The organism is Pseudomonas sp. NFACC51, from assembly GCF_900103575.1.
Classification (GTDB): Bacteria; Pseudomonadota; Gammaproteobacteria; order Pseudomonadales; family Pseudomonadaceae; genus Aquipseudomonas; species Aquipseudomonas fluorescens_Q.
In genome coordinates, this window is the sequence record NZ_FMXH01000018.1 from 58652 (window position 1) to 84431 (window position 25780).

Here is a 25780-nt window from a genome sequence, read left to right on the forward strand (position 1 = left end):
CAGACCCGAAGGTCTCCCGCGCACAGCCACCATTACAACAATCGCAGATTGGAATATCTGCAATGAGATCAGGAGCGCTGATGCAACCGTACCGATTCGGGTCGCTAAACCCGATCACTGATGAGCAGTGACGGAAACCAAGCTACCGGTACGGACCAGGGCACACAAGCGGGCGGATTCTGTCTTAGTTGTAGGCAAAGGCGCAAGGTAACGTAGCCTTGGGATTGGGATGTGGTGTTTCCGAGTATGTAGCTGTAGGGCTCGATACCTACCATCGTGTGAACATAAAACAGATTGGTGTTTATTGGCTCTGCACAGCCACCCATGTCGGTGGCGAAGGGCGATGTTCCGAGCTGGGAAAACCGGGTGCTACGGGCCAGTCTCGCAGGGCCTGGACATAGTTCAGCAGCTCTGTTGATTGCTCGTCGGTGAGGGTTGTTGGCCTTGCTGAATCTACCTCGTCCCGGTGGCGCTCGCGCAGCCAGCGCATGCTGTGGATTTGAGCATCTCGCCATAGGCGCTCAATGACTGCCAACTGCTCCAGCGTTAATGGAGTTGGATCGATCAGAATCGGCAAACCCATGGCGTCATGGCTACGCACTTTGCCTGGGGTGGGATTGCCGATCACCCGCTCATAGCATTCGTCTGAGATATCCACTGCGTCAGATGGAATGTCCGGATGGAAGCCGATGATGTAACTGGTTTCGGTACTTTTACTATATTTGCGCACGCTCATTTTCCTATGCAGATAAATTGGTACCAGACTTGAAAGTCGGGGGCCGCCACGCCTGAGCTGCTAATCGACCGTACCTGCACATTGGTACTACTCAGAGTTTTATTGTAGCGATTAACGACGACCGCTTTTTCGGAGGAGGTTGATATTGAGGTCCCGAAGTTTGTACTTGGAAAGGCTATTGGCAGGCTTACCTGAGTCTCGCCTGCTCCTGCGGGGATATCGCCGTTAACCCACTGGATGACTAAGCCGCCAAGCCAAGTGGGGAAAATGATGTAGCCGTTTGTGTGGAAGGATGCAGCAAAGCCCCATCGCATCGTTTTCGGAGATACCGCCACGGTATCAAGCTTCCCGGCATCAACTTCTGACTGGGAAGCCAATCGTTTGGGCGCATCGTTTTGTGTTACTTGCCGAAATGTGAGTGCTGTGGTGTTCAGCTCAATGACATCGTCTGTAGTCAGCTGCCAGATCGTGTCGGCTTGGACAGTGCCTTGCTCAACGGACACAACGAGTGCCGAGGTGACCTTGGCGCCGCTGTCGGCATCCGGCGCTCGTCGCCAAGCCCCTGTAGAGGCTATGTAGAGGCCGTTTTCCTTGGCCGACTTCTGGTCTTTTACCAACACGCGGTCGCCTGCAATCACTGTCACGCCATCAACTTTCTGAAGGCCCGTCAGCTTGATATTGGCCGTGGTGGCTACGCGAGCCGACGGCTTATGATCGAGCTTGTATAGCTCTTCTTGGATCTTGTTATCCACATACTCGCGAGTCGCAAGCACTACCGAGGGATCGATCTTCAACTGAATATTCGCGGTCCCAGTGGTGATGATGTGCATCCGCACCACCTGGTTACGACCGGTGCCTTGTGTCAGCAGAGGTTTATAGCTGGGCGCTGCATTTCCAACGGCGCAAAACACGCCGTCTTTGTCTTCAAGCGCCAACTCGCGCACCCACCAGCCGCCCACGTCAGGCGGCAGCACCACCTCAGCGATCAGAATGTTTGGGTCCGTTGGGGAAACACGCAGTTGATTAAGCTGGGCGCGATAGACCTGGTTGATCAATTGTGTTTGCGTCGGGCTCGGCACCGGGTCGGTGCCATTGGCATCACCGATCAGCATGTACTTTGGCTCCCAAGGAATTCCAAGGGCTTCGCAATTGGTTTTCTTGGCAGCGCCAAGCTCGGTCAACATACCGCCGAAAAGCGTTTTCTCATTCACCATGGGGATACACATCCAGTTCATCGAGGGTGTAAATGGTCAGGTTGCTGTAGGCCTGGATGTCCACATGGATGTCGGGATTGCTCCAGGGATACACGTCGATCTCATCGCCGTCGTAAAGGGCGACGCCGACGAAGGCGTCCAGTTGGGTTTGCAGAATGATGTCGAGGCCGATCAGGTGTCGGGTCAGAGGCTTGGCGTCATCGATGAGCCATACCAGCTCCTGGTACATCGCTTCGGTGATGCCGCTTTCGAGCACGCCTATTTTCAGCGTGAAAGTCGCCGGAGGGCCTTCAGGTTCGGTCTGCCACCACTCCACGATGTCGATCAAATACCCCAACGGCTCAACGACACGGCGCAGTGAGCCGAGGGTGCCTTTGCGCGAGTGGATGTAGTACGCGCTGCGGATGGCGGCACGCTTGGCCGCTTCGCTCCACTGGCTATCCCAGCGATCGACTGAGCAAGCCCAGGCCAGGTAGGGCAGTAGCGGCAATGGGCACAGGTCGGGGTTGTACAGGGTGCGCAGTGGAATAGGGACGCGCTGGATCTGGGCCAGTGCTTGCGCAGCTTGCCGCTCCAGCGGTGTCGAATTGCTCGGGAGCAGCGGCGTGTCGGCGATCATTCAACACCCCATGCCAGCTCAATGCTCGTGCAATACGGCGCCTCGTAGGGCGTTGCGACGATATCGACCCAATCCTGCAGCACGACTTTGCGCACGCCCTCGACATGCAGCGAGGCGTGAATGATCGATTCAGACACTTCCAGGCCCAAGCGACGTCGCTGGTGCACGAAGCTGAATAGCTTCGCGTTTGCTGCCGTCATACTCAGCTCGTTTTCAGGTCCGAAGGATGACGGAAACAGTTTGGCCTTGACCTGGTAAGGGATGATCTTGGCACTTTGCACGGTCAATCGGTCGCCTACAGGGCGCCTGTCATCGTCGCTGAGATAGGTTTTGACGGCGGCGAGCAGGGCGGGTGGAGCGCTGCCGTCGCCAAGTATCGATTGCACCGTTACCACCGCTTCAGCCGGCAATGGGCTCTCGGCAGTGGCATCAGCGACTTGCCCGTGAGCCGACCGGGCATGAAAGATGTAGCTGTTGCGCGGGCCCGCGGTGCTCAATCCTTCCCACGCCATCTGCGCCCGTTCCCGCAGGCTGTCGTCACTCTCCATCTGCAACGGAATCGGTGGTATGGCAGACGGCTTGGCGGCCTGAATGACCAAGCGCCTGACGCTGTAGTTGGCGGCCAGGTTGTCCAGGTCGGTGCCTCTGGCGAGGGCGAGCATGTTCGCCGTAGAGGCTTCATTGACCCGTTGACGCCAGACCATTTCGCGGTAGGCATTCTCCTGGAGCAGTTTGGTCAACGGCTCCGATTCCAGGTTGAGGCGCGCAGCAATCTCGGCGCGCTCTTCGACGGGCCATAGGCTGATGGCATAGGCCTTGCGCTCGGCGAGGATCTGCTCGTAATCGATCTGTTCGACCACCTGCGGCGCTGGAAGCTGGCTCAGGTCGATGGCAACAAACGAACTCATGCGCTACCCCCTAAGTGCAGGGGAACGCTCAAACTCAGCCACTGATTGCTATCGACAATACTGCCTTCGATGTCCAGTGACGCCTGGCCTTGTAACGTGGTGCCTAGAAACTGCACGCGGCTGAGGCTGATGCGCGGCTCCCAGCGCATCAGCGCCATGACGGTGGCTGCGTAGACCTGTAAGCGGGTGATGTCGTTGAACGGATGGTCCACCAAGTCGGGTAACAGGCTGCCGTATTCGCGGCGCATGACCCGAGTAGCGAGGCGCGTGCTGAGGATGTCGCTCATTGATTGGGCGATGCTTTCTTCAGTGGTGAGGGGCGAGCCGGTGTATCGATTCATACGGGCTTCCCCGTCATGCCACTGCCAGGCGTGACGCCGCTGTGCGGGTGGTTTACCAGGCTGATGCCGGCTGCAATCACGTCCTTCGAGACTGTGATTTTTCCGATGATTTTCTGGTTGCCGGTTTGGGTGTAATTGCCTTTGTGCGTGATGTCGCCGATCAGGTTGATGCCGCCGGGGCTGGTCAGGGTGGTGGTGCCGCCATCGGTGAGGGCGGCGTTGAGGTGGTGGGCGACGCTGTCGTACTCAATCACCGTGCCGTCGCGGTAGGTGACACGGTGCAGGCCTTCGCGGTCGCCGTTGGCTGGAAGGTGGTCGCTGAAGAGACCGGTTAGGACCACGCCGTTGGCGAGTTGGCCTGAGGGGCTGAAGAGCAGGACCTGCTCGTTTTCTGTCGGAGGATTCCACTCGCGGTCGGCGCCGGCTCGTAGGGCGATCCAGGGGAGCCAGGCGGTGGTGAGGGTTCCGGTTTTGACTCGCACACGTGGGGGCTTCATCTGGACGGCGGCGATGGTGCCGTAGCGGATGAGGTTTTCGATTAGGCGGGTGAGGGTGGGTAGGTCGTTCATGGCGCCGATGGTGGCGCTTCAGGTGAACTACTGCAGCATCGACTCATTGTAAGAGGGATGCGCACAATCGCACTTATCTAACGAACGGAGCTAGAGATAACACCTATACTCCATCATCCAAACTGTATTCTATAGGCAGATGGTATGAAAAAACGAGAGTCTAAAGCGCTAGCTAAAGAGATAGTAAGCGATGTGCCTGTTGCTGATTATGCTGAGGCATTAATTGATGCTTTTGTAGAAAGTGACATGCTTAAAGAGGTTCCTATTGTATCCACCGTTTTTGGCATGTCAAAAGCTTATCGTAGATTTAAGGGGGCTAGATTTAAGCAGAAAATAAAAGAGTTCTGCGAATCAGCCGGAACGTACTCGGATGCGGAAATGAAAGAATTTTCGTTGATGCTCGAAAAAGAGGGGAAGAAAGATGAGCTTGTAGTTGAGCTTATAGAGTTTGTCGAGAAGGTGGACTCGGAACAGAAGGCGAAGATTCTAGGTGGGGTCTTTCGTCGTCTGGTAAAGAAAGAAATTACCCTTGCGCAGTTTCATGATCAAATAAGAATTACTAATGCGATGATGCTTGTGGATATTTTTCATTTTATGCACGGCTATCATAATGATTATCTGCTTCAGGATGGGTTGGGGGATATTCTATTGGTTCTGCGAATGTCTAAAAGAGAGATATCACTTGCTTCTCGAAGTAAAAGCATGCTGAGTAGTGAGACGGTTCAGTATGTTAAAACGTCTTTTGTACTCACCGGTGTGGGTGAGTGTTACTTGGAAAGCTTACATCAGGTTTATCTCGATAAAATACAACCTGAGCATCTGTTTGTACGAAATGGTAAGTAGGAAGTGTTTTTATTGCAGGACTGGTCCTAAGAGATTCATCTCTAGTCTTCCTGAGTCCAATGTTACGCCGTTCTCGTTTCTTTGGATTTCAAAAGCTCGCAGTGCGAAGCTTCTGAAGGGACCGCACTTTATACTACAGGCATCTCTGTCACCGGCGCTGGGGATGCTCCTGTCCTGGGGGGCGGTTGCTTCAGGCGATGACCCCTGCTGCCTTACACTCTAGGGCATGGTCAATTCACGCTGAAATCATGACGGGTTGGTTTAGCCAATAGAGGCGCTCGTACAAGCCAATACTATGATTATTGACCAGTTTTTTAGCCTCAGAAAAATTATTTGCTAGCGGCAAAATGATGGCTATGCTCATTTTTAGGAAAGAATTCAAAACTAAATGGTGGTCGTAGGTTCTAGGCTTTTGCTCATGAGATAAGAGCTGGCTGAATGTGTGTTTTACGAAGTAGATATAAAGCAGCAAATTCGAGACATATCTCTAGTTTTGTTATTGTCTTTTTAAACAGTGATTGTTGAGATGGTTATAGGGGCGTTTATGAGATTTGTAGTCGGGTCTGCTGGTTTTGTGATTATTGCTACTATATTGAGCGGCTGCTCATTTTGGTCTGCAAAGGAACACCCAATTCAATTGTCATTTGAAGATTTAGGAGCGGATTATGAGTCGCGGGGGGATGCTCAGGGCCACGAGAACAGAACATCCGTGAACATTACTGGCCTTTCATTGCCAATATCTGCGGGTCAAACTGTTACCTCCCCTGGAGGAGAACTTCCCGATTTATTAGCTCTCCCTATCTCTGCTCAGTGCTCAAAAATGGTTGTGACAAAATTTAATACAGACGCGGTTTATAGCGATGTGGTTGGCATTAAAGCCGCGCTAGATGGGCTTGCAGAGCAGGCAGTTGAAGTCAGCGTGGCGGACGTTAAGTTGACTTTGGCCTCTATTGGGTTGTCCAAGGTCAAAGGAAAAACCGCCCAAGAGGCAGGAGCTGATCTTCAGCTTTCATCAATAGCCAAAAGTATAGGGGCCAAGTCGGTGGACGAAGCAGGGCTGACGGCTGCACAGTCAGATGCTTTAATGGCAAAATTGGCCGCGCAAGACAAAATTAAAACTTCTTTGGCGGAACTCAGAAATCTTGGTGGAAAGAAAAATATTGTTGTTGCTCGATGGTCAGGAGCCACACAAACTGAAGGGGGGTTAGGCGTTGGATCTATCATTTCTGCTGATAGTAAGACGTCCTCAAAACAAACAGGTTATGTGGTCTTGGCGGGTATTCGCGATACTTCAATTCGGCTCGGAAAAGACTTTATAACGCGAGTTCAGGTGGAGAAGAAACAGTACGAAGATAATAAGGATTCTAATGATATTGAGACAATGTTCGGAGATCCTTATGTTGTTTTGTTTACGCGGGCGGCAAAATATGTCGCTTATAGCGAACAGGTAGACATGAGCGTTGCCTTGGCTGCAAAGCTCAAATTAAGTCCTGAGCAGTTGACAGCAATCGGTGGGTCGGGGGTTCTTGATCTCTTAAAACAACAGGAACTTTCTTTGGGGTACGCGATTGCCTCTGCTTTGGCGGCGGCAAATCAAGGTAGTCTCTCTGAACCTAGTAGGGAAGAGTACGAATATAGATTTTGGGCTCGTGAAGTGCGCTCTAAGGCGATAGAGGAAGAGCAGAAGCGGTTACAGGGGTATTCCATCATTTATCATAATAGAGCAACAATAATACAGGCTAGGGAGAGAATCGATGCTGCCTCGCCAGAGGCAAACGAATGTATGCATGTCGTTCCAAAATCAGGTGCGATAGTGGATGTTGGGGGTGAAAGGTTAGGAACAGAATTTTGCCTTCCCGAACAGACTAAGGGCTGGAGTGATTTGAATTGGCTGTCATGGAAGCCTATGGTGAATCGTTGTATTAATTTGGCAGAGGATATACTGCAAAGATAGCGCTATGGGCTGCATCTCAAATACTGAAGATTGTTAGCAGAGTAGCCCCAATTAATTCAATTTCACCTTTCGTTAAGCCTAAGATTTCACGTTGTTTATAGCGGACCATTGGTGCATCCGGTTTAGCCCGGTCCTTCAATCCGTATTGATGTACCCTCGCAATGCGGGCAATGCGTCCTGTGAACCCGATGCTGATTGCGTAGTTATTGCCTTTGGCTTTTAGAAAGTTTGAAGTGCGCATCTTCTGGAACATCTGGGGCTTCTGCTTCACTCGTTCTTTTTTCTTTCGTAAATTTCGCTGCTTTCGCGGTGTGTACTTGCTCTTGTCCGGATTGCGCTGGGCAATGATCCTTTGTTGCTGACTGCGTCGTAGGGCTTGGCCGATGCTGCGGGCGAGTTTGCTTCGTGCGGCCGGTTCAAGTTGGCTCAGTAGACCTGAGGCCCAGTCTTCCAGCGCTTCTTGTCGGTTGGTCACTTCGGTATGACCCATTCGCTACTGGGACTCTGGGCACTGGGTATCCACGCCGGGTCGAGAAATGCGGCAGTGGGCTGAGGTTCACCAGGGTGGCGGATAGTTGTGTTGCCGTCGGCGTCTCTCCCCACGATCACACGTTCGCTCAGCGACAGGGTCAGGCTGAGGTCCACCTTACTGTTGTCCAGAATGTCGGCTTCGAACTGGATGCCCTCTGCGGACTTATTCAAGTTCTCAAGCAGATCCGCTTGATTCACTTTCAACCAGCCCAGCACCGGCAACATAACGCTGTCGGGATGGCCGGCGAAGTCTGTGAGGATCACCTGCAGATCAAAGCTGTACTCGAAGGACAAACTGGCCGCGGCGGTGCAGCGGACCTTGCCGTTGTCGATGAAAATCATGAGTCGGTCGGGGTTGTGCTTGAGTTCGCCAATGGTGGCGAGCAGGTGAGTGCGCAGGCTTTCAGGTTTGTTCATGAGGTCTAGGTCTTGTAGAGGGCATTAGTCCCATAGATTCACCATCTGCCGCTGTGGTGCGGCCGTCTGGGCTTCGGGCATTTGCACGGCAAGGCCTTGGGGCAGCATCGGCCCGTAGTCGGCCAGGCCGGGGTTAGCTTGGAGTACCGCCTCGGTCACGCCTGCTGTGCGGCCGTAGTGACGCCAGCAAAGGGAATCGACGGTGTCGTTTTGGTGAGCGCGGACGGTGACCTTCATCAGATCAACTCCACTGTGGTGCGATTGACGCCGAGAAAGTCACGCACCGCCCAACGCAAGTCGCGGCGGTAGTCATCGATGTTTGGCGTAAGTTCTTCTGCGTTCTGGTGGCCGCTGTTTGTGGAGTCATAGGAGCGGTAGCGCTCGCAAACTTCAGCGCCTGTAGCAGCCTCGATGGCGCGGCGGTAGAGGTGTACCAGGACCAGTACGTCGTTGATTCGCTTGCCGGGCATGTCGACAAGTTTCGTATAGCCGGCAGCTTGTTGGGTGGTGCGCCATTCGCTTAGCTCGCGGTTGACGCTGATGGCGGCGGCAACCGCGGCGGTTTCCAGGCGTGGTGCGGTGACGCTGGCGTCAATCCTCAGCGTGGCACGCAACTGGTCCAAGTCGATCCCAGGCCAAAAGGCATCGGTGTTGATATGGCCGCTGGCGACGGTGCCGCCGGCTATAAATCCGCTCATGGAACAGTACTCAGAGATAGGTCGCCGGTGGTCGGGGCTTCACGTTCAGGTACGTGGCCTGGCCGATCCGCCCCGAGCCGGCGGGGTGCGTGGGGACGCTCGGTTAGCCGGCAGGGCCGGCACGTTTGTTGAGCAGGCGTTCGGCCCGCTCCAGATCTTTCTTGCCACCGCAGGCGTCGTGCAGGGCGATGGCTTTTTTCAGCAGATCCGCACCGGCCTGCAACTGGCCTGGTTGGCCCTTGGCTTCTTCGGTGATTCCGTCGAGCGTGGCGCGGCCCATGGCGAGAAACAGCTTGGCGCGGGCCTGGTCGGGCATGTCTTCGGCGTCGGTGAGTTCGGCGGTGCGATGCAGGATTGCCAGGTCGAATGGTTCGCCGATTTTCTGGGCCTTGAAGGCTGCGGTGGCAACTTCCTCGGCGACCAGACAGCCCAACGTGCGGGCGAAGCGGTCCGGCATGACCATCCTGTACTTCAGCACATAGGTCGCGATGTCGAGGCCGCCGCTGAAGTCACCGGCATCGAAGCGCCAGACCATGACGGTGGTCATCACTTCGTCTTGAGCGCCTTTGCCACCTTCCAGCACACCTTGCACGTAGGATTCGTAGCTCGGCAGTAGCTGGCGTTTGAGTTCGGCCTTGCCCTGGTTGGACTGGACCTGTTTCAGGCGCAGGCGGTCTTGCAGCAGTTGATTGAGCTGATGCTCGTACGCTGTGGCGCCGGCCATGGTTTGGGTAGGGTCTGTAGCTGCCGCTTCCACGGCAGCCGTTACACGTTCAAAGTGGTGACGGCAGGGGTTGGTCATGGTGGCCGCCTCAGCTCAGGGTGATGTTTTCGGCCAGGGCGGCGCAGCCCAGGTCTTCGATGACGTAGCTTTCGTTGACCGACTCGAAGTTTTCGATGCGGTCGCGCTTGGCGTTGTCGACGACGGTGCGGCGGCGGGTGCCTTCCTGCCAGTACAGCGACAGGTTGTCGAGGCGGGTGACCATCAGGCCGCTGGCCGGGAAGTGCGGCACGCGCACGGCCGGCAGGTTGCCGAGGCGCTTTTGACTGGTGACGATGTCGGCGGCCAACACTTCAGTCGGTGCCTGCACGGTGTTGATGATGGGGAAGTATTTGTCGGCCAGCAGTTGGCGACCACAAATCACCACCAGCTCGGTATCTTCCTGATACCAGGGTTCGATGAACTCGTTGACCATGCTGACGACCAAGGCGTCGATGTTTGCGAAGTCCTTGTTGGCACCGATTTCGATTTTACCGCTGCCATCTTTCACTTCGGTCATGACCCGGGCAGGGTTTTCCTCGCGCATCTTTTGCAGCCAGCCGATGTTCACGTCTTGCAGAAGTTTGTTGATGGTTGGATTGGATGTCGCGGCGCGGCTGATGCCGTTCCAACCGATCATGATTCGGTTGAGGGCCTGGGCCTTGATGATGGCGTCGCGAATGCGCGCTTGGAAGTCTTTGAACTTGGCCCACTGGTCCAGCTTCTGGTAGCGAATACTGGTGTCGAAGTTGGTTTGGGTGCAGTTGTACCCGCGGTCGTCCAGGCCGCTCGGATCGCGTGGTTCACGGTCTTTGACAGTGGTGTCGGTGGTGCTGGCAATGGTGCCGTCGATGCTGATCCCAATCTTCTCCCCTGACTGTTCCGATACGCCGTAAATGTTGATGGCGCTGAGAAAGGCGCTGGACTCCTGGATGCGGGTTTCCAGTGTTTGCGCAACGCTGGGGTCTGCGGTGAATTTGGTGGTGACGTCAGCCACTCCATGCAGTTGCGCCAGTTGCTGCAGGTAGGCGTTGAACAGTACTCGGGTGTCGTTACGCATGTTGATCGTCCTTGATGAGTCAGCAGTCGGTCATGACCTGGTTACCGCCGCCGGATACCTGGGGGCGCGTTTTCTGGTTGGGATCCTGGGTGGTGGAGAGCTGGTTTTTCAGCTCGGTCAGTTCGGTGCTGACTTGATCGAGTCGGGTTTGTAGCCCCTTGGAGAATTGCTTCTCGGCGGCCAGTTGGTCGGGCAAATCCTTGACGTGTTCGGCGATGGCTTCGACCGCTTCACCGATCTGGATGAACTCCCTGTCATCTTTGGCCTGTTTACCGGTCAAGAGGGTTTGCACCTTAGTGAAGAGCTGGGCGCCGATGCTCGGCTTCTCTTCGAATTCTTCAAATTTCAGTTCGGTCTCGACCGCTTCGGTGAACATAGAAGTTTCCGAATAGTGACGATCCTGGAAGGGGCTGGATTCGGGTTTCTGCGCTGAGAACGCCAGGACGTCGGTGCCCAGGCTGGCGGGTGAGTCGGTCACGGCGAGGCCGACGATGTAGGCCTCGCCCGTGTCGGCAAAGCTCTCGTCGATCTCGACGGAGGTGTAGATCTTCTGCTTGGCCTTATTCATAGCAATCAAGTCGTTAGTAGGTTCGACCTTCGCGAACAGCGCCAATTTCTTTTGACCGTTGAGGTCCACTTCTTCGGCTTTTACTGCCAGTACGTCGCCATAGGCCTTGAAGGGGCTGTCGGGCAGCAGACTGCGGAAATGCTCCAGCCAGATACGGGCACCGTAGGTGGACGGGTTGAAGTTCTTGGCGGCCTGTTCCAGCCAACTGCGTTTGATGGTGCGCTTGTCCGATGTGGCGCCTTCGATGGCGACACGGAACCAGTTGCTGCGGTACTTCTTCATGCTGGGGATTCTCAGTGCATTGCAATGAGGGGCATGGTCGGCATGGGCGCGAGCGGCGGCAACGAGGCGGGACTGTAGGCGGGGAGGGTACAAGGGGCGGCGCTATTGAGTCGCCGCTGTGGGCGGCAGCATCTCGGCATGACGACCGCCTTGCTGCCCATCGATCCCCGACGCCAATCCAAGTTCCTGTACTGGATGGGTTGGCGTGTCTGCGAGATCGCCGAAGCGACAGGCGAGAAGGAGAAAACGCTACACAGCTGGAAGGCCCGCGACAAGTGGGACCGGGCCGACAACGTCGAACGTATTGGCGGCGCCCTGGAAGCGCGCTTGGTGCAGTTGATCCTCAAGGACAACAAGACCGGCGGGGATTTCAAAGAGATCGATCTGCTGCATCGGCAGCTTGAGCGCCAGGCCCGGATTCAGCGTTTCCAGGCCGGCGGTACCGAAACCGACCTCAATCCGAACCTCGCCAAGCGTAACGAAGGACCAAAGAAAAAGTCCCCGAAAAATGACATCAGCGAAGACCAGATCGAGCTGCTGCGCGAGGCCTTCATCGACGGCTCTTTCGATTACCAGAAAGACTGGTACCGGGCCGGCAACCAACGCACCCGCGTCATCCTCAAGAGTCGGCAGATCGGTGCCACGTACTACTTCGCCCGGGAGGCTTTCATCGACGCCCTGGACACCGGTCGCAACCAGATTTTCCTGTCGGCTTCGAAGAACCAGGCCTACCTGTTCCGTGGCTACATCCAGGCCTTCGCACGGGAGGTCATCGGCGTCGAGCTGACCGGTGACCCGATTGTATTGCCCAACGGCGCCGAGCTGTTTTTCCTCGGGACCAACGCCCGCACCGCCCAGGGCTACCACGGCAATTTCTACTTCGACGAGTTCTTCTGGACGTTCAAGTTCGAGGAGTTGAACAAGGTCGCCTCGGGCATGGCGATGCACAAGAAGTGGCGGAAAACCTATTTCTCGACGCCGTCGAGCATGGCCCACGAGGCGTACACCTTCTGGACGGGCGAGCGCTTCAACAAGGGCAAGCCCGCCGCGCAGCACACCAAGGTTGATGTGACCCACGGCGCACTCCAGCAGGGGCGGTTCTGCGAGGATCGGTTGTGGCGCCAGATCGTCACCATCCTCGACGCGGAGCGGGGCGGCTGCGATCTGTTCGACATCGAAGAGCTGCGCCGGGAGTACAGCCCCGAGGCGTTCGCCAACCTGCTGATGTGCGAGTTCGTCGATGACGGCGCGAGCATCTTCCCGCTGTCGGTATTGCAGTCCTGCATGGTCGATAGCTGGGTGGAGTGGGCCGAGGACTACAAACCGTTCGCCATGCGCCCGTTTGGCGACCGCCAGGTGTGGGTCGGCTATGACCCGGCCGAGACGGGGGATTGTTCCGGCCTGGTGGTGATCGCGCCGCCTCTGGTGCCGGGTGGCAAGTTCCGCGTGCTCGAGCGCCACCAATTTCGCGGCATGGACTTCGCCGCCCAGGCCGCCGCCATCAAGGGCGTGTGCGACCGCTATTGGGTCACGTACATCGGTATCGACGTCACTGGCCTGGGCAGCGGCGTGGCCCAGCTGGTGCGCCAGTTCTTCCCAGCGGTGACCACCTTCAGCTATTCCCCCGAAGTGAAAACCCGCTTGGTGCTGAAGGCCTACGACGTGATCCACAAGGGGCGGCTGGAGTTCGATGCCGGCTGGACCGACATGGCCCAGTCGCTCATGGCGATTCGCAAAACCATCACCGCAGGCGGTCGCCAGTTCACCTACACCGCCGGCCGCAACGACAACACCGGCCACGCCGACCTGGCCTGGGCGCTCTTCCACGCATTGCAGAATGAACCGCTCGAAGGGCAGACCGCTGCCAATACCGGGCGAATGGAGATTTTCACATGACTGAACAACTCGCCAGCCAAGAGCTACTGCCGGCCACCCTCGACGCCGCCAGTGCGGATACCCAGGTGTTTAGCTTCGGAGAGCCGACGCCGGTGTTGGGTGGGCGAGAGGTGTTCGATTACCTGGAGTGTTGGTTCAACGGACGGTGGTATGAGCCGCCTTTGTCGCTTAATGGCCTGGCCCGTTCTGTAGGGGCAAGTGTGCATCTGCATTCGGGTTTGATGTTCAAGCGCAACCTGTTGAGCAAGACGTTTATCCCGCATCCGATGTTGTCCCGGGCGGCTTTTGAACAGTTCGCCCTGGATTTTCTGTGCCTGGGCAATGGCTATCTGGAAAAGCGCCGTTCGGTGCTGGGCAGCACTAGGCAGCTGGCGCCGTCGTTGGCGAAGTACATGCGGGTTGGACCGGAGGGACAGTTCTACCAAGTGCAGGGCTGGAAGAATGAGCACGCGTTTGAGCCGGGGAGCATCTTCCACCTGCGCGAGGCGGATTTGCACCAGGAGATTTATGGGCTGCCGGAGTGGATCAGTGCTTTGCAGTCGGCGCTGTTGAACGAGTCGGCGACGTTGTTTCGGCGTAAGTATTATGAAAATGGGAGTCACGCCGGTTTCATCCTGTACATGACCGACGCTGCGCAGACTGAGGCGGACATCGACGCTTTGCGTAAAGCGCTGAAGGAGTCCAAGGGGCCAGGGAATTTCCGGAATTTGTTTGTTTATTCGCCCACAGGCAAGAAGGACGGGATTCAGCTAATCCCTGTCAGCGAGGTAGCGGCCAAAGACGAATTCAACTCGATTAAGAATCAGACCCGTGATGATGTGCTGGCGAGCTTGCGCATTCCGCCACAGTTAATGGGCATCGTCCCTCAGAATGCCGGAGGTTTTGGTTCAATTAGAGAAGCCGCGCTGATATACGCCGCAAATGAACTTGAGCCTATTCAGGCTAGGATGATGCAAATCAACGAGACGGTGGGAGAGGAGGTTCTGAGTTTTGCTGGGCTAAAGTATGAGTCTTTGACCTGATTTTTTTCTCAGGCTAATGGCACTGAGTTCAGTGCCATTTAAATTTTATTGTAAGCCGAGTTACTCCGGAACGTCTTCGGTGGGCTGATTGATCAGTCTTGTAAACTCTTTTCCTACGTCTGCATCCGCAAGCATCACAGATAAGATTCGCTCCAATGCCTGCTTATCGTCACAAACAAATCTATCATTTCCAAATTTTATCTCGCACGGGTAACCGTTTTTATTGATTTCTATTTGTCCGATGTCGGCTTTTTTTGTTTTTGTGGAAAGCGGGTTCGCTGCAACAATGTAAGTAGTGGTTGTGCTTTTTTCAATAAGCTTTTTCTGTGAGAACATACCCAAGCCAAGCAGTGTTTCCATAGTGGTGTCAAACCGGGTCTCGCGAGAGATCGCAATTTTTCCGCCACTCGCTTCCATAATTTGAGCATTCATTTCCTCAAAAACTGAATTTATTTCCGAGATTTTTTCAGCGGTATCGGCAGCTGCCTTTAAGCCTAGGTCAAATGAGTTTTTAAAATTTGCCATTTTAGTTAACCTTCTCAATAATGCCACATACAGGTATATGGTCGAATTTGGACTTTGTGCTTGTCACTAGTTCGGCTAAGCCTGGAACGTCGATGATATGAACGTTGTCTTGGGCAAGCCTCCATTTTTTTGCTGAAACAAAAGCATGAGAGTAGATGATTTGGTCAAAAGTATGCCATTGAGTGGTTTTGCCGCTTTTATAAAAATAGCTGCCGCCCCTTTTCTTATTCTCGCCGTTGTCTTGTCCCATTTGACTCCAGTACGGGTTGTAGAAAAGGTGCTTGCGTTTGTTAACCAAATCTATGTCCCGTGTTGCCATCAGGTGGTGGCTTAACGAAATGTCGAATGGTTCGTCATTGTAGTCGCCAAGCAATATTATATGTGGCGGGTTCGGGCTCTCGTTAAGAATTTTGTCCACCTCTAGACGAAGATTAATTCCGAGCGTATGCCTGTCCGGATGGTCTTTATCACACCAAAGACGGCTAGGCCAGTGTGAAGCAAAAAGATTGAAGACGGTCCCGCTATGATTTTCTAGGACGTCAATTCTTTGGGCGATTTTAAGCGTGCTGTTTCCTTTTAGATAGGTGATATTCTCGCTATTTAAAATTGTTATTTTGTTGGGGTTTGATATGTAGCATATGTCGAACTTTGATTTTCCGGCCTTTGAAATTCCGTATCGAAATTCTAATTCTTCAAATATTTCTAGTTCTCTGAGGGAGTCAAGGTCTTCGATGGAGGTTTCTCCAAGTGCCAAAAAATCCACCTTGGCTACTTTGAATAAATAAGCAATGACCTCTATTGCATTTTGTCTAAGCTCTTCACAATTTCTGCTGTCGCCAGATGGCGCTAGGCTCGTATTCCACCAAGCAAAGGTTACCCTTTTGTGAGCCTCAGAGTCGTTATATAAAGTGGCCATTATTCAATGATCTTGCTTGGTGTCTTTATTGTTATTATTTCTTTGGGCTTGATTAGCGTCATCGCTGGGCTCGCATTTGGAAAGACGAAGTCGAAGGGGGCGCTAACTACTGTCAGGGGATTTCCAATCCAGTGAGCTTTTCCAGTTGTTTTTTAATAAACGCTTTTCCAAGAGCTGCTAAGGTATCTAACGTGAAGCCCCCAGCAGCGGATACGCCATCTTTAGTCAATTTCCAAATGACCTCGTCCCTTACTGAATCAATGAAATCGTGACCCGCTGGCGTCAGCGCCCTAAATGAGAATTGAGCATTAGGATTCAGGCCCCGATCCCCAGCGGTGTCGATCCATTCGTTCATCAATATTTGGTCAACGTGATAGATGATCTGATCGGATGTGTAGCCATCAACCGGCAGATCCTCTCGACAGTTGATCATGGCAATCGACATTGCAGGTAGCGGCAAAGCTTCCAGCTTTAGCATCAGGAGTCGGATCAGTTCCGGATCTCGTTGCATCCAATCTCTCCTTGAGGTGGTGCGTTTTTGCACCACCACACCATAGCCTTCTCCGATAGCGGAGCCAAGCCTAAGACGTTTGTCCGTGGTCTGCACAAGTTCTAGCATGGCTGATTAAGTCTTGCCCCTGATTCCTAACACCTCCTACCGACTTACCCAGGGGAACCACTCGAAATCCTCAACGGGGCCTTGTCGGGGCGATGTTGTACCACTTTATTGATATTGCATCGAAACCGCTGAATATCGGGAAGCTGTGGCCCTGCTGCTCCATAAACACCGCCATCCCTCGCGCTGACGAACCCCCTCCACATGGTGTTCCGCTTGTCAGATTGTTTCTATACAAATTGACTTGAAAAGTTGTACAAAGATAACTGTATATTCGTACAGTATTTTGGAGGCGTGCGTCATGAGCTTTTCAATTTTAGGCCCTATTGCCGAGGGTGGCTTGAAGCTGCCCTTGTGTTCGTTTCGAGTGCCCGCCGGGTTTCCATCTCCGGCGGCGGACCACATCGAAGCGCACATCTCATTGGATGAGGTTCTGAACATTCGCGCCCCGCACGTCTACCTGGTCTCAATCGCTGGGGAGAGCATGCAGGGCGCTGGTATTTTTGAAGGCGATCTTGCGGGTGGTGGACCGCGCTCTGGAGCCTGCGCACGGCCACATCGTCGTGGCATTGCTCAACAACGAGCCCGCATGCAAGCGGCTTTGCATTCGCGGCAGGGAGGTGATTCTCCTTTCGGAGAACCCAAAGTATCCACCGAGGTACGTGCTTGAGGGCGACGAGCTGGTTATCTGGGGCGTTATTACATGCAGCGTGCGCAGCCATGTCTAAACCCCAGCCAGTTTTCGCTCTGATCGACTGCTACAGTTTCTATGCCAGTTGCGAGCGCGTGTTTCGACCCGACCTGGCCCGCGTGCCCATCGTGGTCCTGAGCAACAATGATGGCTGCGTGATCGCCCGCAGTTACGATGCCAAGCCCTATGTAAAGATGGGCGAACCGTATTTCCAGATCAAGCACAAGCTGCGTAAGCACGGCATCGTCCCGTTCTCGTCGAATTACGCGCTCTATGGCGACATGAGTGAGCGAGTCATGACGCTCATTGAATCGATGGTGCCCGCCGTCGAGGTCTACAGCATTGACGAAGCCTTTGCCGACATGACCGGCATTGATGGCCGGGATGCGCTCGGCAGGAAGATCCGCAGCCAGGTGCTGCGCTGTACAGGCATTCCGGTTGGGGTGGGGATCGCCCACACCAAAACCCTGGCAAAGCTGGCAAACCACATCGCCAAACGGCTTCAGGTGGAGACCGGCGGTGTGGTCGATATCTGCGACCCGTTCAGGCGTGACTGGGTTCTGCGCAACACCGATGTGTCCGAGGTCTGGGGCGTCGGTCGCAAGATGAAACTTCACCTGGGCACCATGGGTATCAGGACCGCGATGGACCTAGCGAAGGCCGACCCGTGGACGCTACGCAAGAAGTTCAGCGTGGTGATCGAGAAGACAGCCCGGGAGCTGGCTAGCACGCCGTGCCTGGGGCTGGATGAGCCAGACCCGCCGAAGCAGGAGATCTGTTGTAGCCGGATGTTCGGCAAGCGGCTCACGGAACTCGCACCGATCAAGGAAGCGGTGGCTACTTACATGATGCGTGCCTCGGAAAAACTCAGGGGACAGAAGTCGTTGTGCAAGAAGATCCGCGTCAGCATCCGCACCGGCATGTTCAACCCGGAGGAGGCGAAGTATGCCAACGGCGTGCTGATTGACCTGCCGTATCCCACCGATGATGTGCGGTTACTCACCAAGGCTGCGGTGGATGCGCTCGACCGAGTGTTCCGGCCAGGCTTCAAGTACAGCAAGGCTGAGGTGTTGTTGATGAATCTCTGTCAGCAGGGAGAGTACACCGACGACCTGTTTGCCACCTCCCAACCAGCCGACGCCACGAAGTTGATGGTGGTACTGGACCAGATCAATGGGCGATGGGGAAGGGGGACGCTCCGTTCAGCCAGCGTGCCCGTTAACCCAGACTGGGGGATGCGACGAGACATGATGAGCCAAAGCTACACAACGAGGCTGAACCAGTTATGGATCGTCACATGTAAATAAATTGCATTTAATGATAGTCAATGTGAATTGGAAAAGTAATTTTTATGCTGTACGCGTGGAATGATGCTTTTCGTTAACTCTTTTGTCGTGAAGCTTTTGATAAAGCTCTCTATAGCAAGGTTCCAATCAATAGTTTGGTGATTGTCTGAAGCTTGGGCGCTGGAATATAGCGCTGTAGCGAAGGCCCGATAAAGAGGGTCAATAAAAGCGTATTTGCCAGAGCTGTCACTGAATCGAACTAGTGGGGGCACTGCGGACTCACACATCTGCTTGAGGTATTTTGTAAGGTTTCCTTGTGGATAGTCTCTCTCATTCCTCGTAATGTGTTTATAGATGTCTGCACGAGTTGCCCCTTCCTGAGGTAGTTCTGATAGGGCCTTAACAATCAATTCAGCATTATTATACTTCTTGACTTTGGTTTGTTTTAGGTTTGTTTCAAAAACCATTTTTAAGGTGTCGGATGCGCCATCTAAGTACATCTTTATAGCAGGCTGTAAAGCTGATTTGCTAATAGGTAGTAACTTTTTGCTTGGCTGCTCAAGATCTAAATGCAAGCATATATTTAGGCACAGTGTATGGCAAATCGAGGGGAGGCCAGCGGCATAATGGCTAATGGTAGAGATCAAGGATGAATCAAACTTTAGATTCATCAGCTTGCTGCCTTTCAATATTATATCTTGAAGTTCCAATAGGTCCATTAAGGGAACATGGATTTCAGCCACTCGCGTACGCATTTCGTTGTCATACATCACTACTTGTCTTGCAGAGTCAACCGCACCGATGGCAATAATTTTTAGGTCGGGATATTCAGTAGCCATATCGACGAAAACCTTCATAGCCTGTGAGAGCTTGGTTCGGTCAGCCTCCTCAATCTTATGAAAATCTTCCAAGATCCAACAACTCTTAGACTGTCCCATAAAGCGGGCTAGATTCTGAAGGGTTAGTTGTGGCGGCAGAATCCTCGCTGACTTATCTGCTCGCTCAGTAGCGGTGAGACTAGATATTTGGGTTTGTATTCCAGTGTAAGTCGCGCCCAGAGTTGCTCCTTTGGTGGAAGTGTTCTTGTTAGAGGTTTCAGCAGAGTAGTATGGCGAAAGCTGATCGAATGCGTCTAAAACAATTTGATCGAAACTCATTCCCTGCATGCAACGTGTGGTTATTTGGTTTTCAAATAGTTGTTCTAGTTTTTTGTTTATTATCGTGGATTTTCCAGAGCCGGAGTGACCATAGATGACGAGTTGTTTGCCAGGGGTTCGTAAAGCATTGACTAAGTTGGTATTGATGTCATCGCGTTCAATAAAGGCTAAGTTGGCAGGAGTCGCCGGAGTAAAAATTTGATAAACGGTGGGTAGCTCATCCATGCCCTTGATCCTACATCTGATTGATTTCTTGGCGCGGAAAATACTACAAGGCGACATGGTAGTCGATGAGAATAATTTTCTCAGAACCAAATTCCCTTGTTGGGTCGCGTATATTGCAATGAGGCTTCTCGCCTTCGTAGCCTCTTGACGCGCGGTTTTGGCGCGCGCTGTCATCCCCCCACCACGCCTCCGGTCTAAATAGGTCTTTTATTCTGCATTCCTGCACATTGTTGAGCGGAATCAAGGCTGGGGGTTGCCGTGATGATCGTGGAGAGCAAAAAGCCTGCGAATCCCTGCGAAGGGTAGGGACGCCCGATGAGTCCCCCAAGACGTGGCTTGTCGCCGAGAGCGATTCACCATCAGACGCAGGAACGCAGTCGGAAAAAGTAAGGTGGTAATTCGGAAGCTATCGCATCGACAATCCCCCCGTATTCATTGGCTTTGCTGGATGATCTCGGGATGTAATTTTGAGTAAGGAGAGAGGTGTTATGTTCATAACTTATTGATTTATAGGAATATAGTAAAAATAAAAATCACTTTCTTGAAAGGTAATTGCCTTACTTCCACACTGCTTGAAAACCACCTTGCACCAGTCCTATACAGGCCCGTGAAATCTAGCTCTCAGGTAGACCAGAGAATTGAGTTACCAAAATGGCTCATTTCCGACGCCGTTCCCAAAAAACGCATAAAGCCCTATATGGCAGCTCGCTTCCTGTTGTCGCACGGATTCCATGGGACTGCCATGGGAACGCTTGCGCGCTAACTATCGCCCTGAAACCCTTATAAACCGGGGGGTGACATCGCGAAAATCGCAATCGGGTGCTTTCGAATCTCTCCTTCACCGCCAAATTCGATACACACAAAACCCCTGGTTTCCCAAGAAAACCAGGGGTTTTGTGGTTTCTGCCGTCTGAAAAAAAGACGATAGGGGCAATGGGCCCCCAGGTGATACGCCGGCAGTGCAAAAGGTGTGAATTTCCTAACCTTGACTCCGCCACCCAAATGACTATCCCCCCATGTAGCCGTGCTACAAAACGGCCTGTTCAACGCGTGGGAAAACTCCGATGCCACCGCTCTCCAACGGCAGGCCCTCCAATCGATTTGGCCTGTTTTGCGTAGCCAGTTTCCTTCTGTCCATTTCTTATGGCGCCACTTTCCTGATCTCCCTGCTGGTGTCCTCCCTGGGGGGAACTGAGCGCGATGCAGGGCAAGTCTTTGCCGTTGCCATGACGAGTACTCTGGTCGCGGTGGTCGCCTCGGGGCATTTGATGCAGCGCGTAGGCGCTGCACTGTGCGTGGCACTTGGCGCTGTGTTTCTGGTCATTGCGTCCATGGGGTTTGCGCTGCTATCGGACCTTGGTATCGGTTTGTTGGCCTGCGGTTTGATGCTGGGGATCGGCTGGGGACTGTTTTACACGGTTGGGCCCATCATGGTCGCAGCGATGGTCGAGCCATCCAGGCGGACTCATTGCTTCGCGCTTTTGTCGGGCAGCATGTTGACGGGGATCGGTAGTGGCCCTCTTTCAGGCAAGTTGGCCAGCTCCGTTGGGCTCCCCATACAGACGGCTTTCTTCTTTGCCGCCGCAGCAGCATTGTTGGGTGGGCTGTATTTTTGGTGGCTGAGAACGGGCTTTGCCGAAGTGGAGCGCCGCTCTGGCGATAAGGCTCGGATGGGGCTGAGATCGGCGACGGATGTGCTGCGCTCACGTTCGGCGTTGTCCATTTTGATGGTGGGGCTGGGCGGCGCGATCTTTGGCGGCCTGGGCAGTTTCCAGACCAGTTATGCCGCCAGTCAGGGCCTTGATTACTCCCTGTTTTTCGTCGGCTTCATGGGGGCGGCTATCGCTTGTCGGTTGTTGATTGCCGGGTGGGTGGTCAGCCGTGACCCTCTCGCGACTTCTTGCCTGTTGACCACGTTGATGTTGGTCGCCGTGACAGGGTTCGGTGTGTGGGTCCATGACAGTCTGAGTTATGGGGTGACCGCCGCCTTGCTTGGGGTCGGTTACGGTCTCAACTATTCAGTCATCAATGGCCTGGCTGCCAACGAGGCGCCACCTGGGCTGACCGCACAAGCGCTGCTGCTTTTCAGCCTGTCCTACTTCATTGGCGTATTCGGGTTTCCCTTTATCGCCGGCAAGCTCATCAGCAGCACGGGCGTGAATGGGATGCTGCTTAGTGTCGGATTGATCGCTCTGCTTGCCTGGGCCTTGAGCGTCAGTCGCTGGCTGGCCGGGCGGTTCTGGAAACCAGCCTTCTCTGAATGAAAAATTCTCCTCAGGCGTGCGATAGCTTCCGGTGGGCGGGGAGATTGAGCACTGGGGCAAGAAGGTCGCGAAGACTGAAGGCAGAAAGGCACGGCAAATTGTTTGATGGACGGCTGCCCGTGGAGCCTCGCCACCGGACAGCATCAGGCAACCTCACAGCAGTATCGGGCAAAGGTTTCTGGGCACATGCCGTTAAGGTCCTCTTGGAAGAGCGTCTTATCAACTGCATGGCTGTGAGAGAACATCATGACCCGATGGATAAATTTTGCTTGGCGCGTCCAGGCGCTTGCACTGTCTTTAATATTGTTTACGAACAACGTCTGGGCTTCGGAAAACACCCAGCACGCGAATGCGACGCTGGTCCGCCAGGCGTTCATTAACTGGCAGCAGGGCAAAGGCACGGCGTTCGATCTGCTGGCGCCCAATGCGAAATGGACCGTGGCCGGGACGAGTCCTGTTTCCGGTGTCTATAACAGTAAGGCTGAGCTGGCCCAAGTCGTGCGGCCGATTACCGCGCGACTGGCAACACCAATTGTCCCCACGGTGCAGAGCATCGTTGCTCAGAATGATGTCGTGGTTGTGCTGTGGAACGGAACAGCCACGGCGCTTGATCACAAGCCCTACAACAACACCTACCTGTGGCACATGACCTTCAAGAATGGTCAGATTATTGAAGTCACAGCCTTCCTGGACACCTACGTGCTGAACGATCTTATCCAGCGCGTAAAACCCCCACAGTAGTGCTGGGCTATCTTGTTGGCTGTGAAGCAGTTCGCTTTTCCGTGGCGTGCTCTCCAAAAGGTTTACTCGATTCAGAACAAAAACCGGAAATGCGTGGTCTTTGTCAGTACCCCAAGTTCGTCTCTCCCTGAGGTCGCACAATGAGTCTGATCGATTGCCCTGAATGCGCCTCCAGAATTTCCGACAAGGCCTACGCCTGCCCACATTGCGGCAATCCTTTCCGGGAGCCGAGTTTCCGTCTGACTGAGAAGAACGTGGGACAGATTGCCGGGGTGACCGGCGTCTGGCTCACCGCGCCGTGGATCGCGCGGATGGTCTTTGGCGTGGTGGCCGTGATTGCGGTGGCCGCGGTGTTGATTCTGCGGTGACTGTGTCGATTGGCTAGCTAGCCGGGCCCGTCGTGCAAGCGCTCTGCCGAACATAATAATTGTCGAACTCGCTGCTTTCGACGAATTGGAAGCCATGGCGGATGTAAAAGCGATTTGACGCGCTTTCTTTAAGGGCACCCACTCTGAGCGGGAGCGCGGCCGCATCCGCTTCCTTGAAAATATGATCGAGAACAGCAGCGCCTATTCCTGATCCTTGCGCGCAGGGCCTTATATACAAGTGGTCAAGCAAGAGTTCATGGCTGAAAGGCTTGACCACAACGAACCCAACCCGAACAAGTCAGGTGATCCAGAATGCAAACCGATTCGCCGCTTTGGCGAGAAAAAGTCCGCGTTCACAGGCCATATGGATGACTTAAGCGAAGCGATGAATTTGATGCGCCGTGTAAGTCCTGCCGCGTAAATCTTTACTCTGAAAGGGGCTGCCGCTCCACTGTCCGGCCACTCGTCTCCGCTGGATCCATGGCCTGGCGCCATCATCCACCGTGTCCTAGTCTTTCCTGGTCAGCAGGACCACATCGATACTCATTGCACGGTGTCCAGGGAGTCATGGAATGGCGAACAAGAAAGGAACTGAGTTGGTAGCGGGTTTAGAGACAATCACCGGAGCAGCAGGGATTTTCGGAATCTGTTATTCAATACTCACCTGGAGCGGTGTAGGAAAAGGCTTCAGTCCCTTCAGTTTTGGTTCTTGGAAAAAAACGCTTGGCAAGCTTGTCGAAGATGGGCATGCCACGACCTTCCTCATCGACGGCAGAAACATCACCATGACGGGTATCAGTGATGACGGATGGGTATTCAATACAGGGGCTCTTGGCTCCACCGACTGGGCTCGTGCCACTGGCAGCGCGACCACTTATGTCTATTACATCGGTGTGAATAAAGCTTTCGTGAAAAAGTATCGGAAGCTTGAAGCCAAGCTAAAAAAAACCAAAACCTCCTACGATGCTTTCTGGCCCAATCTCCCGACTGCGAAAACCCAGTACCAGAACTGTGTGAGCCATAGCCACTATCTGATTTCCGAGCTGGGACTTGCTCACTGGGGTAATACCGTCAAGGGCTGGTGGATGCCGTCGGCGAGTAATTGGGTGGATTGGTTTAAAAGTTTCGCGCCTGTGCAGCGAGACGGATTCAGCTGGAAATACAAGAGGTTCGACGGCATCAACACGCACATTCCAGGTTAGGCGCAGCCTGGAATAGTTGGCATAAAAACGGCTCGTTGACTGAACGAGCCGTTTTTCCATAGCCGACAGACTCATCACGTATTCAATGCCAATTGCGGACTGTCCGGATTCAACTGCTGTCGCCTGAACTGCCCCGGCGGCTGTCCATGTATCTGGCGAAAACGCCTGGAAAAATAGGCCTCGTCGGCAAAGCCGCACAACCTCGCCACTTCGCCCACTGGCCGTGTTCCATTGAGCAAGTAATTGCGCGCCGCATGCATCCGGCGTTCGAGTACCAGTTCGGTGAAGGTCTTGCCGATTTCCTTGCGCAGCCAGTGGGTCAGGTACGTCGGTGACAGGTAAGTTGCCGCGGCCACCTTGATCAGGTTGAGGTCGGGGTCGGCGATGTTCTTGCGCAAGTACTCGGACATCCGGCCCAGCGCATCGCGTCGGCTGACTTCGGCGGCGTTCTCTTCAGCCAAGCGCTTGAGCGGCTCGGCGTACAAGGCGCAGACGCTGCCGATCAGTTGCAGCAACAAGCCCTTGAGCATCTCGCGGGTGCCGAACTGACGGTTCTGGTCCAGGCCACGCATCTGCTCGATCAGCGCGCAGGCTTTGGCGAAATCCTCCTCCCCCAGAATGAAGTCCAAGTGTTCCTGGAAGCGGAACGGTGACAGTTCCGGCGCCAGCAGAATCGAGACCTCTTCCAGGTCCATCGGGTCGCACTGCAGATGCGGCAGCAGGAACGTCTGGGAAAAATTGATCACCATGAAGTTGCTCTCGGCCGGGTGCGGAATCACATGCACGCGGTGGGGCAGGATGAAGGCCAGGGTGTTGCGCGGAAACGGACGTTCGACGTTGCCAATGTGTTGCAGGGTATCGCCGCCAAGGTTGATCTGGATCTGGAAGTATTCGTGGCGGTGCGGGCTGGTTTCGGCGCGCCGACCCTTTTTGTCGCGGATGTAGAAATCCGTCAATTCGCTGCGTTGCTGCATGACGTAGGTGGGGACTCGGCTCGGTGATGACATCTCCTGGGAATCCTTTGCGGTGCATGACGGTGATGACGATTGTGACTGTGCATCTTGATGATTTTCAAGGAGTCATACGATGACGAGGCTGTTGGTGTGAATTTTCTGTCTCTTGAAAATGGAGGGCGCTTGTCCAAAAACGATAAATTTTATTTTCATAATTTGTGTTTTAAAAACAAACGTTTAGGTTGATTTTAGAAAGATTATGAAAAAAAGCACCCATCTGATTTTTTTGGACAGGTTCCTTTGATGCGGTTTTAAACGGGAAAAATGATCTAACAGCTCAGTTGATTTTGAATGGTTGTACGACCACTGTTGAGCCACGCAACCCGTCTCTCCATCCAAAAACAATCAAAAGGTGCGC

General features: G+C 54.0%; 28 protein-coding genes and 2 pseudogenes. 11 read left to right on the forward strand and 19 right to left on the reverse strand.

Annotated features, from left to right (window positions below):
* Window positions 1-301: 301 nt before the first annotated feature.
* The 6 genes from BLT00_RS26895 to BLT00_RS26920 are packed head-to-tail and all read right to left on the reverse strand — an operon-like array spanning window position 302 to window position 4387.
* Window positions 302-730, reverse strand: a complete 429-nt coding sequence (locus BLT00_RS26895; RefSeq protein WP_092147467.1) for a tail fiber assembly protein — start codon at window positions 728-730, stop codon at window positions 302-304.
* Between the two features lie 2 nt (window positions 731-732).
* The gene (locus tag BLT00_RS32265) at window positions 733-1950 is read right to left on the reverse strand and encodes a phage tail protein (RefSeq protein ID WP_092147258.1); all 1218 of its coding nucleotides are present in this window, start codon (window positions 1948-1950) and stop codon (window positions 733-735) included.
* Entirely contained in the window at window positions 1940-2569 is a 630-nt protein-coding gene (locus BLT00_RS26905) for a phage tail protein I (protein WP_092147261.1), read from the reverse strand. The genes BLT00_RS32265 and BLT00_RS26905 overlap by 11 nt, the downstream gene beginning before the upstream one ends.
* On the reverse strand, window positions 2566-3477 hold the full coding sequence (locus tag BLT00_RS26910) for a baseplate J/gp47 family protein (RefSeq protein WP_092147264.1): 912 nt from the start codon (window positions 3475-3477) through the stop codon (window positions 2566-2568). The genes BLT00_RS26905 and BLT00_RS26910 overlap by 4 nt, the downstream gene beginning before the upstream one ends.
* Window positions 3474-3818, reverse strand: a complete 345-nt coding sequence (locus BLT00_RS26915; protein ID WP_092147267.1) for a GPW/gp25 family protein — start codon at window positions 3816-3818, stop codon at window positions 3474-3476. The genes BLT00_RS26910 and BLT00_RS26915 overlap by 4 nt, the downstream gene beginning before the upstream one ends.
* Window positions 3815-4387 (reverse strand): phage baseplate assembly protein V, encoded by a 573-nt coding sequence (locus BLT00_RS26920; RefSeq protein WP_092147270.1) that lies wholly within the window; start codon window positions 4385-4387, stop codon window positions 3815-3817. The genes BLT00_RS26915 and BLT00_RS26920 overlap by 4 nt, the downstream gene beginning before the upstream one ends.
* A gap of 144 nt (window positions 4388-4531) precedes the next feature.
* Between BLT00_RS26920 and BLT00_RS26925 the strand changes: the two genes are divergently transcribed.
* Window positions 4532-5230, forward strand: coding sequence for a hypothetical protein (locus BLT00_RS26925; protein ID WP_092147272.1), 699 nt, complete (start codon window positions 4532-4534; stop codon window positions 5228-5230).
* Between the two features lie 544 nt (window positions 5231-5774).
* Window positions 5775-7184 (forward strand): hypothetical protein, encoded by a 1410-nt coding sequence (locus BLT00_RS26930; protein ID WP_139199626.1) that lies wholly within the window; start codon window positions 5775-5777, stop codon window positions 7182-7184.
* Window positions 7185-7200: 16 nt separating this feature from the next.
* Here the strand turns inward: BLT00_RS26930 and BLT00_RS26935 are convergent, their stop codons facing one another.
* The 7 genes from BLT00_RS26935 to BLT00_RS26965 all read right to left on the reverse strand — a co-directional run bounded on the left by BLT00_RS26935 (window position 7201) and on the right by BLT00_RS26965 (window position 11500).
* Window positions 7201-7659, reverse strand: a complete 459-nt coding sequence (locus BLT00_RS26935; protein ID WP_092147470.1) for a phage virion morphogenesis protein — start codon at window positions 7657-7659, stop codon at window positions 7201-7203.
* Window positions 7656-8132, reverse strand: coding sequence for a phage tail protein (locus tag BLT00_RS26940; protein WP_092147276.1), 477 nt, complete (start codon window positions 8130-8132; stop codon window positions 7656-7658). Before BLT00_RS26940 ends, BLT00_RS26935 begins: the two co-directional genes overlap by 4 nt.
* A 24-nt stretch (window positions 8133-8156) precedes the next feature.
* Entirely contained in the window at window positions 8157-8369 is a 213-nt protein-coding gene (locus BLT00_RS26945; protein WP_092147278.1) for a tail protein X, read from the reverse strand.
* Window positions 8369-8830 carry a head completion/stabilization protein gene (locus BLT00_RS26950; protein ID WP_092147281.1) on the reverse strand — a complete coding sequence of 154 codons (462 nt, stop codon included), beginning with the start codon at window positions 8828-8830 and terminating at the stop codon, window positions 8369-8371. Before BLT00_RS26950 ends, BLT00_RS26945 begins: the two co-directional genes overlap by 1 nt.
* 103 nt (window positions 8831-8933) lie before the next feature.
* Window positions 8934-9632 carry a phage terminase small subunit gene (gene gpM, locus BLT00_RS26955; protein WP_092147284.1) on the reverse strand — a complete coding sequence of 233 codons (699 nt, stop codon included), beginning with the start codon at window positions 9630-9632 and terminating at the stop codon, window positions 8934-8936.
* A gap of 10 nt (window positions 9633-9642) precedes the next feature.
* A complete protein-coding gene (locus tag BLT00_RS26960; RefSeq protein ID WP_092147287.1) occupies window positions 9643-10650 on the reverse strand; it encodes a phage major capsid protein, P2 family in 1008 nt (335 codons plus the stop codon).
* A gap of 19 nt (window positions 10651-10669) precedes the next feature.
* On the reverse strand, window positions 10670-11500 hold the full coding sequence (locus BLT00_RS26965) for a GPO family capsid scaffolding protein (protein WP_072344033.1): 831 nt from the start codon (window positions 11498-11500) through the stop codon (window positions 10670-10672).
* 138 nt (window positions 11501-11638) lie between these two features.
* Between BLT00_RS26965 and BLT00_RS26970 the strand changes: the two genes are divergently transcribed.
* Together BLT00_RS26970 and BLT00_RS26975 are read left to right on the forward strand one after the other, a co-directional pair.
* Complete coding sequence (locus BLT00_RS26970) at window positions 11639-13396, forward strand: terminase ATPase subunit family protein (RefSeq protein WP_092147290.1); 1758 nt, start codon at window positions 11639-11641, stop codon at window positions 13394-13396.
* Window positions 13393-14418, forward strand: a complete 1026-nt coding sequence (locus BLT00_RS26975) for a phage portal protein (RefSeq protein ID WP_092147293.1) — start codon at window positions 13393-13395, stop codon at window positions 14416-14418. The genes BLT00_RS26970 and BLT00_RS26975 overlap by 4 nt, the downstream gene beginning before the upstream one ends.
* Window positions 14419-14478: 60 nt before the next feature.
* Here BLT00_RS26975 and BLT00_RS26980 read toward each other — a convergent pair whose 3' ends face one another.
* The 3 genes from BLT00_RS26980 to BLT00_RS26990 all read right to left on the reverse strand — a co-directional run bounded on the left by BLT00_RS26980 (window position 14479) and on the right by BLT00_RS26990 (window position 16478).
* Window positions 14479-14943, reverse strand: a complete 465-nt coding sequence (locus BLT00_RS26980; RefSeq protein ID WP_092147294.1) for a hypothetical protein — start codon at window positions 14941-14943, stop codon at window positions 14479-14481.
* A 1-nt stretch (window position 14944) separates the two neighbouring features.
* Window positions 14945-15859 carry an endonuclease/exonuclease/phosphatase family protein gene (locus tag BLT00_RS26985; protein ID WP_092147297.1) on the reverse strand — a complete coding sequence of 305 codons (915 nt, stop codon included), beginning with the start codon at window positions 15857-15859 and terminating at the stop codon, window positions 14945-14947.
* A gap of 112 nt (window positions 15860-15971) precedes the next feature.
* Window positions 15972-16478: a DUF2513 domain-containing protein gene (locus tag BLT00_RS26990; protein ID WP_092147300.1), complete on the reverse strand. Its 507-nt coding sequence runs from the start codon at window positions 16476-16478 to the stop codon at window positions 15972-15974.
* 298 nt (window positions 16479-16776) lie between these two features.
* On the opposite strand from BLT00_RS26990, the pseudogene BLT00_RS26995 reads away from it, so the two are divergent.
* Both BLT00_RS26995 and umuC read left to right on the forward strand, forming a co-directional pair.
* A pseudogene (locus tag BLT00_RS26995) lies at window positions 16777-17203 on the forward strand (LexA family protein).
* On the forward strand, window positions 17196-18473 hold the full coding sequence (umuC, locus tag BLT00_RS27000; protein ID WP_092147303.1) for a translesion error-prone DNA polymerase V subunit UmuC: 1278 nt from the start codon (window positions 17196-17198) through the stop codon (window positions 18471-18473). The pseudogene BLT00_RS26995 and the gene umuC overlap by 8 nt, the downstream one beginning before the upstream one ends.
* A gap of 17 nt (window positions 18474-18490) precedes the next feature.
* On the opposite strand, the gene BLT00_RS27005 is transcribed toward umuC, so the two are convergent.
* Window positions 18491-19834 (reverse strand): ATP-binding protein, encoded by a 1344-nt coding sequence (locus BLT00_RS27005; protein WP_158265824.1) that lies wholly within the window; start codon window positions 19832-19834, stop codon window positions 18491-18493.
* Between the two features lie 1064 nt (window positions 19835-20898).
* Here BLT00_RS27005 and BLT00_RS27010 point away from each other — a divergent pair.
* From BLT00_RS27010 to BLT00_RS27020, 3 genes are all read left to right on the forward strand, one after another.
* On the forward strand, window positions 20899-22098 hold the full coding sequence (locus BLT00_RS27010; RefSeq protein ID WP_063324961.1) for an MFS transporter: 1200 nt from the start codon (window positions 20899-20901) through the stop codon (window positions 22096-22098).
* Window positions 22099-22356: 258 nt separating this feature from the next.
* Window positions 22357-22839, forward strand: coding sequence for a nuclear transport factor 2 family protein (locus tag BLT00_RS27015; protein WP_092147473.1), 483 nt, complete (start codon window positions 22357-22359; stop codon window positions 22837-22839).
* A gap of 140 nt (window positions 22840-22979) precedes the next feature.
* A complete protein-coding gene (locus BLT00_RS27020; RefSeq protein ID WP_003204158.1) occupies window positions 22980-23207 on the forward strand; it encodes an integrase in 228 nt (75 codons plus the stop codon).
* A gap of 13 nt (window positions 23208-23220) precedes the next feature.
* On the opposite strand, the pseudogene BLT00_RS27025 reads toward BLT00_RS27020, so the two are convergent.
* Window positions 23221-23499: pseudogene (locus BLT00_RS27025) on the reverse strand (GNAT family N-acetyltransferase); the annotation flags it as partial.
* On the opposite strand from BLT00_RS27025, the gene BLT00_RS31965 reads away from it, so the two are divergent.
* Complete coding sequence (locus BLT00_RS31965; RefSeq protein WP_158265823.1) at window positions 23464-23628, forward strand: hypothetical protein; 165 nt, start codon at window positions 23464-23466, stop codon at window positions 23626-23628. The pseudogene BLT00_RS27025 and the gene BLT00_RS31965 overlap by 36 nt on opposite strands.
* 151 nt (window positions 23629-23779) lie before the next feature.
* Complete coding sequence (locus BLT00_RS27030) at window positions 23780-24409, forward strand: hypothetical protein (protein WP_092147309.1); 630 nt, start codon at window positions 23780-23782, stop codon at window positions 24407-24409.
* 74 nt (window positions 24410-24483) lie between these two features.
* Here the strand turns inward: BLT00_RS27030 and BLT00_RS27035 are convergent, their stop codons facing one another.
* Window positions 24484-25416 carry a helix-turn-helix transcriptional regulator gene (locus BLT00_RS27035; protein WP_092147312.1) on the reverse strand — a complete coding sequence of 311 codons (933 nt, stop codon included), beginning with the start codon at window positions 25414-25416 and terminating at the stop codon, window positions 24484-24486.
* Between the last annotated feature and the right edge of the window lie 364 nt (window positions 25417-25780).

Bases quoted from the DNA above. Each gene is read 5' to 3' on its own strand.
- BLT00_RS27030 (WP_092147309.1), top strand. From the start codon at position 23,780: ATGGCGAACAAGAAAGGAACTGAGTTGGTAGCGGGTTTAGAGACAATC.
- BLT00_RS27005 (WP_158265824.1), bottom strand. From the start codon at position 19,834: ATGGATGAGCTACCCACCGTTTATCAAATTTTTACTCCGGCGACTCCT.
- BLT00_RS26925 (WP_092147272.1), top strand. From the start codon at position 4,532: ATGAAAAAACGAGAGTCTAAAGCGCTAGCTAAAGAGATAGTAAGCGAT.
- BLT00_RS26905 (WP_092147261.1), bottom strand. From the start codon at position 2,569: ATGATCGCCGACACGCCGCTGCTCCCGAGCAATTCGACACCGCTGGAG.
- BLT00_RS26920 (WP_092147270.1), bottom strand. From the start codon at position 4,387: ATGAACGACCTACCCACCCTCACCCGCCTAATCGAAAACCTCATCCGC.
- BLT00_RS26985 (WP_092147297.1), bottom strand. From the start codon at position 15,859: ATGGCCACTTTATATAACGACTCTGAGGCTCACAAAAGGGTAACCTTT.
- BLT00_RS26910 (WP_092147264.1), bottom strand. From the start codon at position 3,477: ATGAGTTCGTTTGTTGCCATCGACCTGAGCCAGCTTCCAGCGCCGCAG.
- BLT00_RS26950 (WP_092147281.1), bottom strand. From the start codon at position 8,830: ATGAGCGGATTTATAGCCGGCGGCACCGTCGCCAGCGGCCATATCAAC.
- BLT00_RS31965 (WP_158265823.1), top strand. From the start codon at position 23,464: ATGGCTGAAAGGCTTGACCACAACGAACCCAACCCGAACAAGTCAGGT.
- BLT00_RS26960 (WP_092147287.1), bottom strand. From the start codon at position 10,650: ATGCGTAACGACACCCGAGTACTGTTCAACGCCTACCTGCAGCAACTG.
- BLT00_RS26940 (WP_092147276.1), bottom strand. From the start codon at position 8,132: ATGAACAAACCTGAAAGCCTGCGCACTCACCTGCTCGCCACCATTGGC.
- BLT00_RS26970 (WP_092147290.1), top strand. From the start codon at position 11,639: ATGACGACCGCCTTGCTGCCCATCGATCCCCGACGCCAATCCAAGTTC.
- BLT00_RS32265 (WP_092147258.1), bottom strand. From the start codon at position 1,950: ATGGTGAATGAGAAAACGCTTTTCGGCGGTATGTTGACCGAGCTTGGC.
- BLT00_RS26965 (WP_072344033.1), bottom strand. From the start codon at position 11,500: ATGAAGAAGTACCGCAGCAACTGGTTCCGTGTCGCCATCGAAGGCGCC.
- BLT00_RS26975 (WP_092147293.1), top strand. From the start codon at position 13,393: ATGACTGAACAACTCGCCAGCCAAGAGCTACTGCCGGCCACCCTCGAC.
- BLT00_RS27020 (WP_003204158.1), top strand. From the start codon at position 22,980: ATGAGTCTGATCGATTGCCCTGAATGCGCCTCCAGAATTTCCGACAAG.
- BLT00_RS27035 (WP_092147312.1), bottom strand. From the start codon at position 25,416: ATGTCATCACCGAGCCGAGTCCCCACCTACGTCATGCAGCAACGCAGC.
- umuC (WP_092147303.1), top strand. From the start codon at position 17,196: ATGTCTAAACCCCAGCCAGTTTTCGCTCTGATCGACTGCTACAGTTTC.
- gpM (WP_092147284.1), bottom strand. From the start codon at position 9,632: ATGACCAACCCCTGCCGTCACCACTTTGAACGTGTAACGGCTGCCGTG.
- BLT00_RS26990 (WP_092147300.1), bottom strand. From the start codon at position 16,478: ATGCTAGAACTTGTGCAGACCACGGACAAACGTCTTAGGCTTGGCTCC.
- BLT00_RS26980 (WP_092147294.1), bottom strand. From the start codon at position 14,943: ATGGCAAATTTTAAAAACTCATTTGACCTAGGCTTAAAGGCAGCTGCC.
- BLT00_RS27010 (WP_063324961.1), top strand. From the start codon at position 20,899: ATGCCACCGCTCTCCAACGGCAGGCCCTCCAATCGATTTGGCCTGTTT.
- BLT00_RS26930 (WP_139199626.1), top strand. From the start codon at position 5,775: ATGAGATTTGTAGTCGGGTCTGCTGGTTTTGTGATTATTGCTACTATA.
- BLT00_RS26915 (WP_092147267.1), bottom strand. From the start codon at position 3,818: ATGAATCGATACACCGGCTCGCCCCTCACCACTGAAGAAAGCATCGCC.
- BLT00_RS26945 (WP_092147278.1), bottom strand. From the start codon at position 8,369: ATGAAGGTCACCGTCCGCGCTCACCAAAACGACACCGTCGATTCCCTT.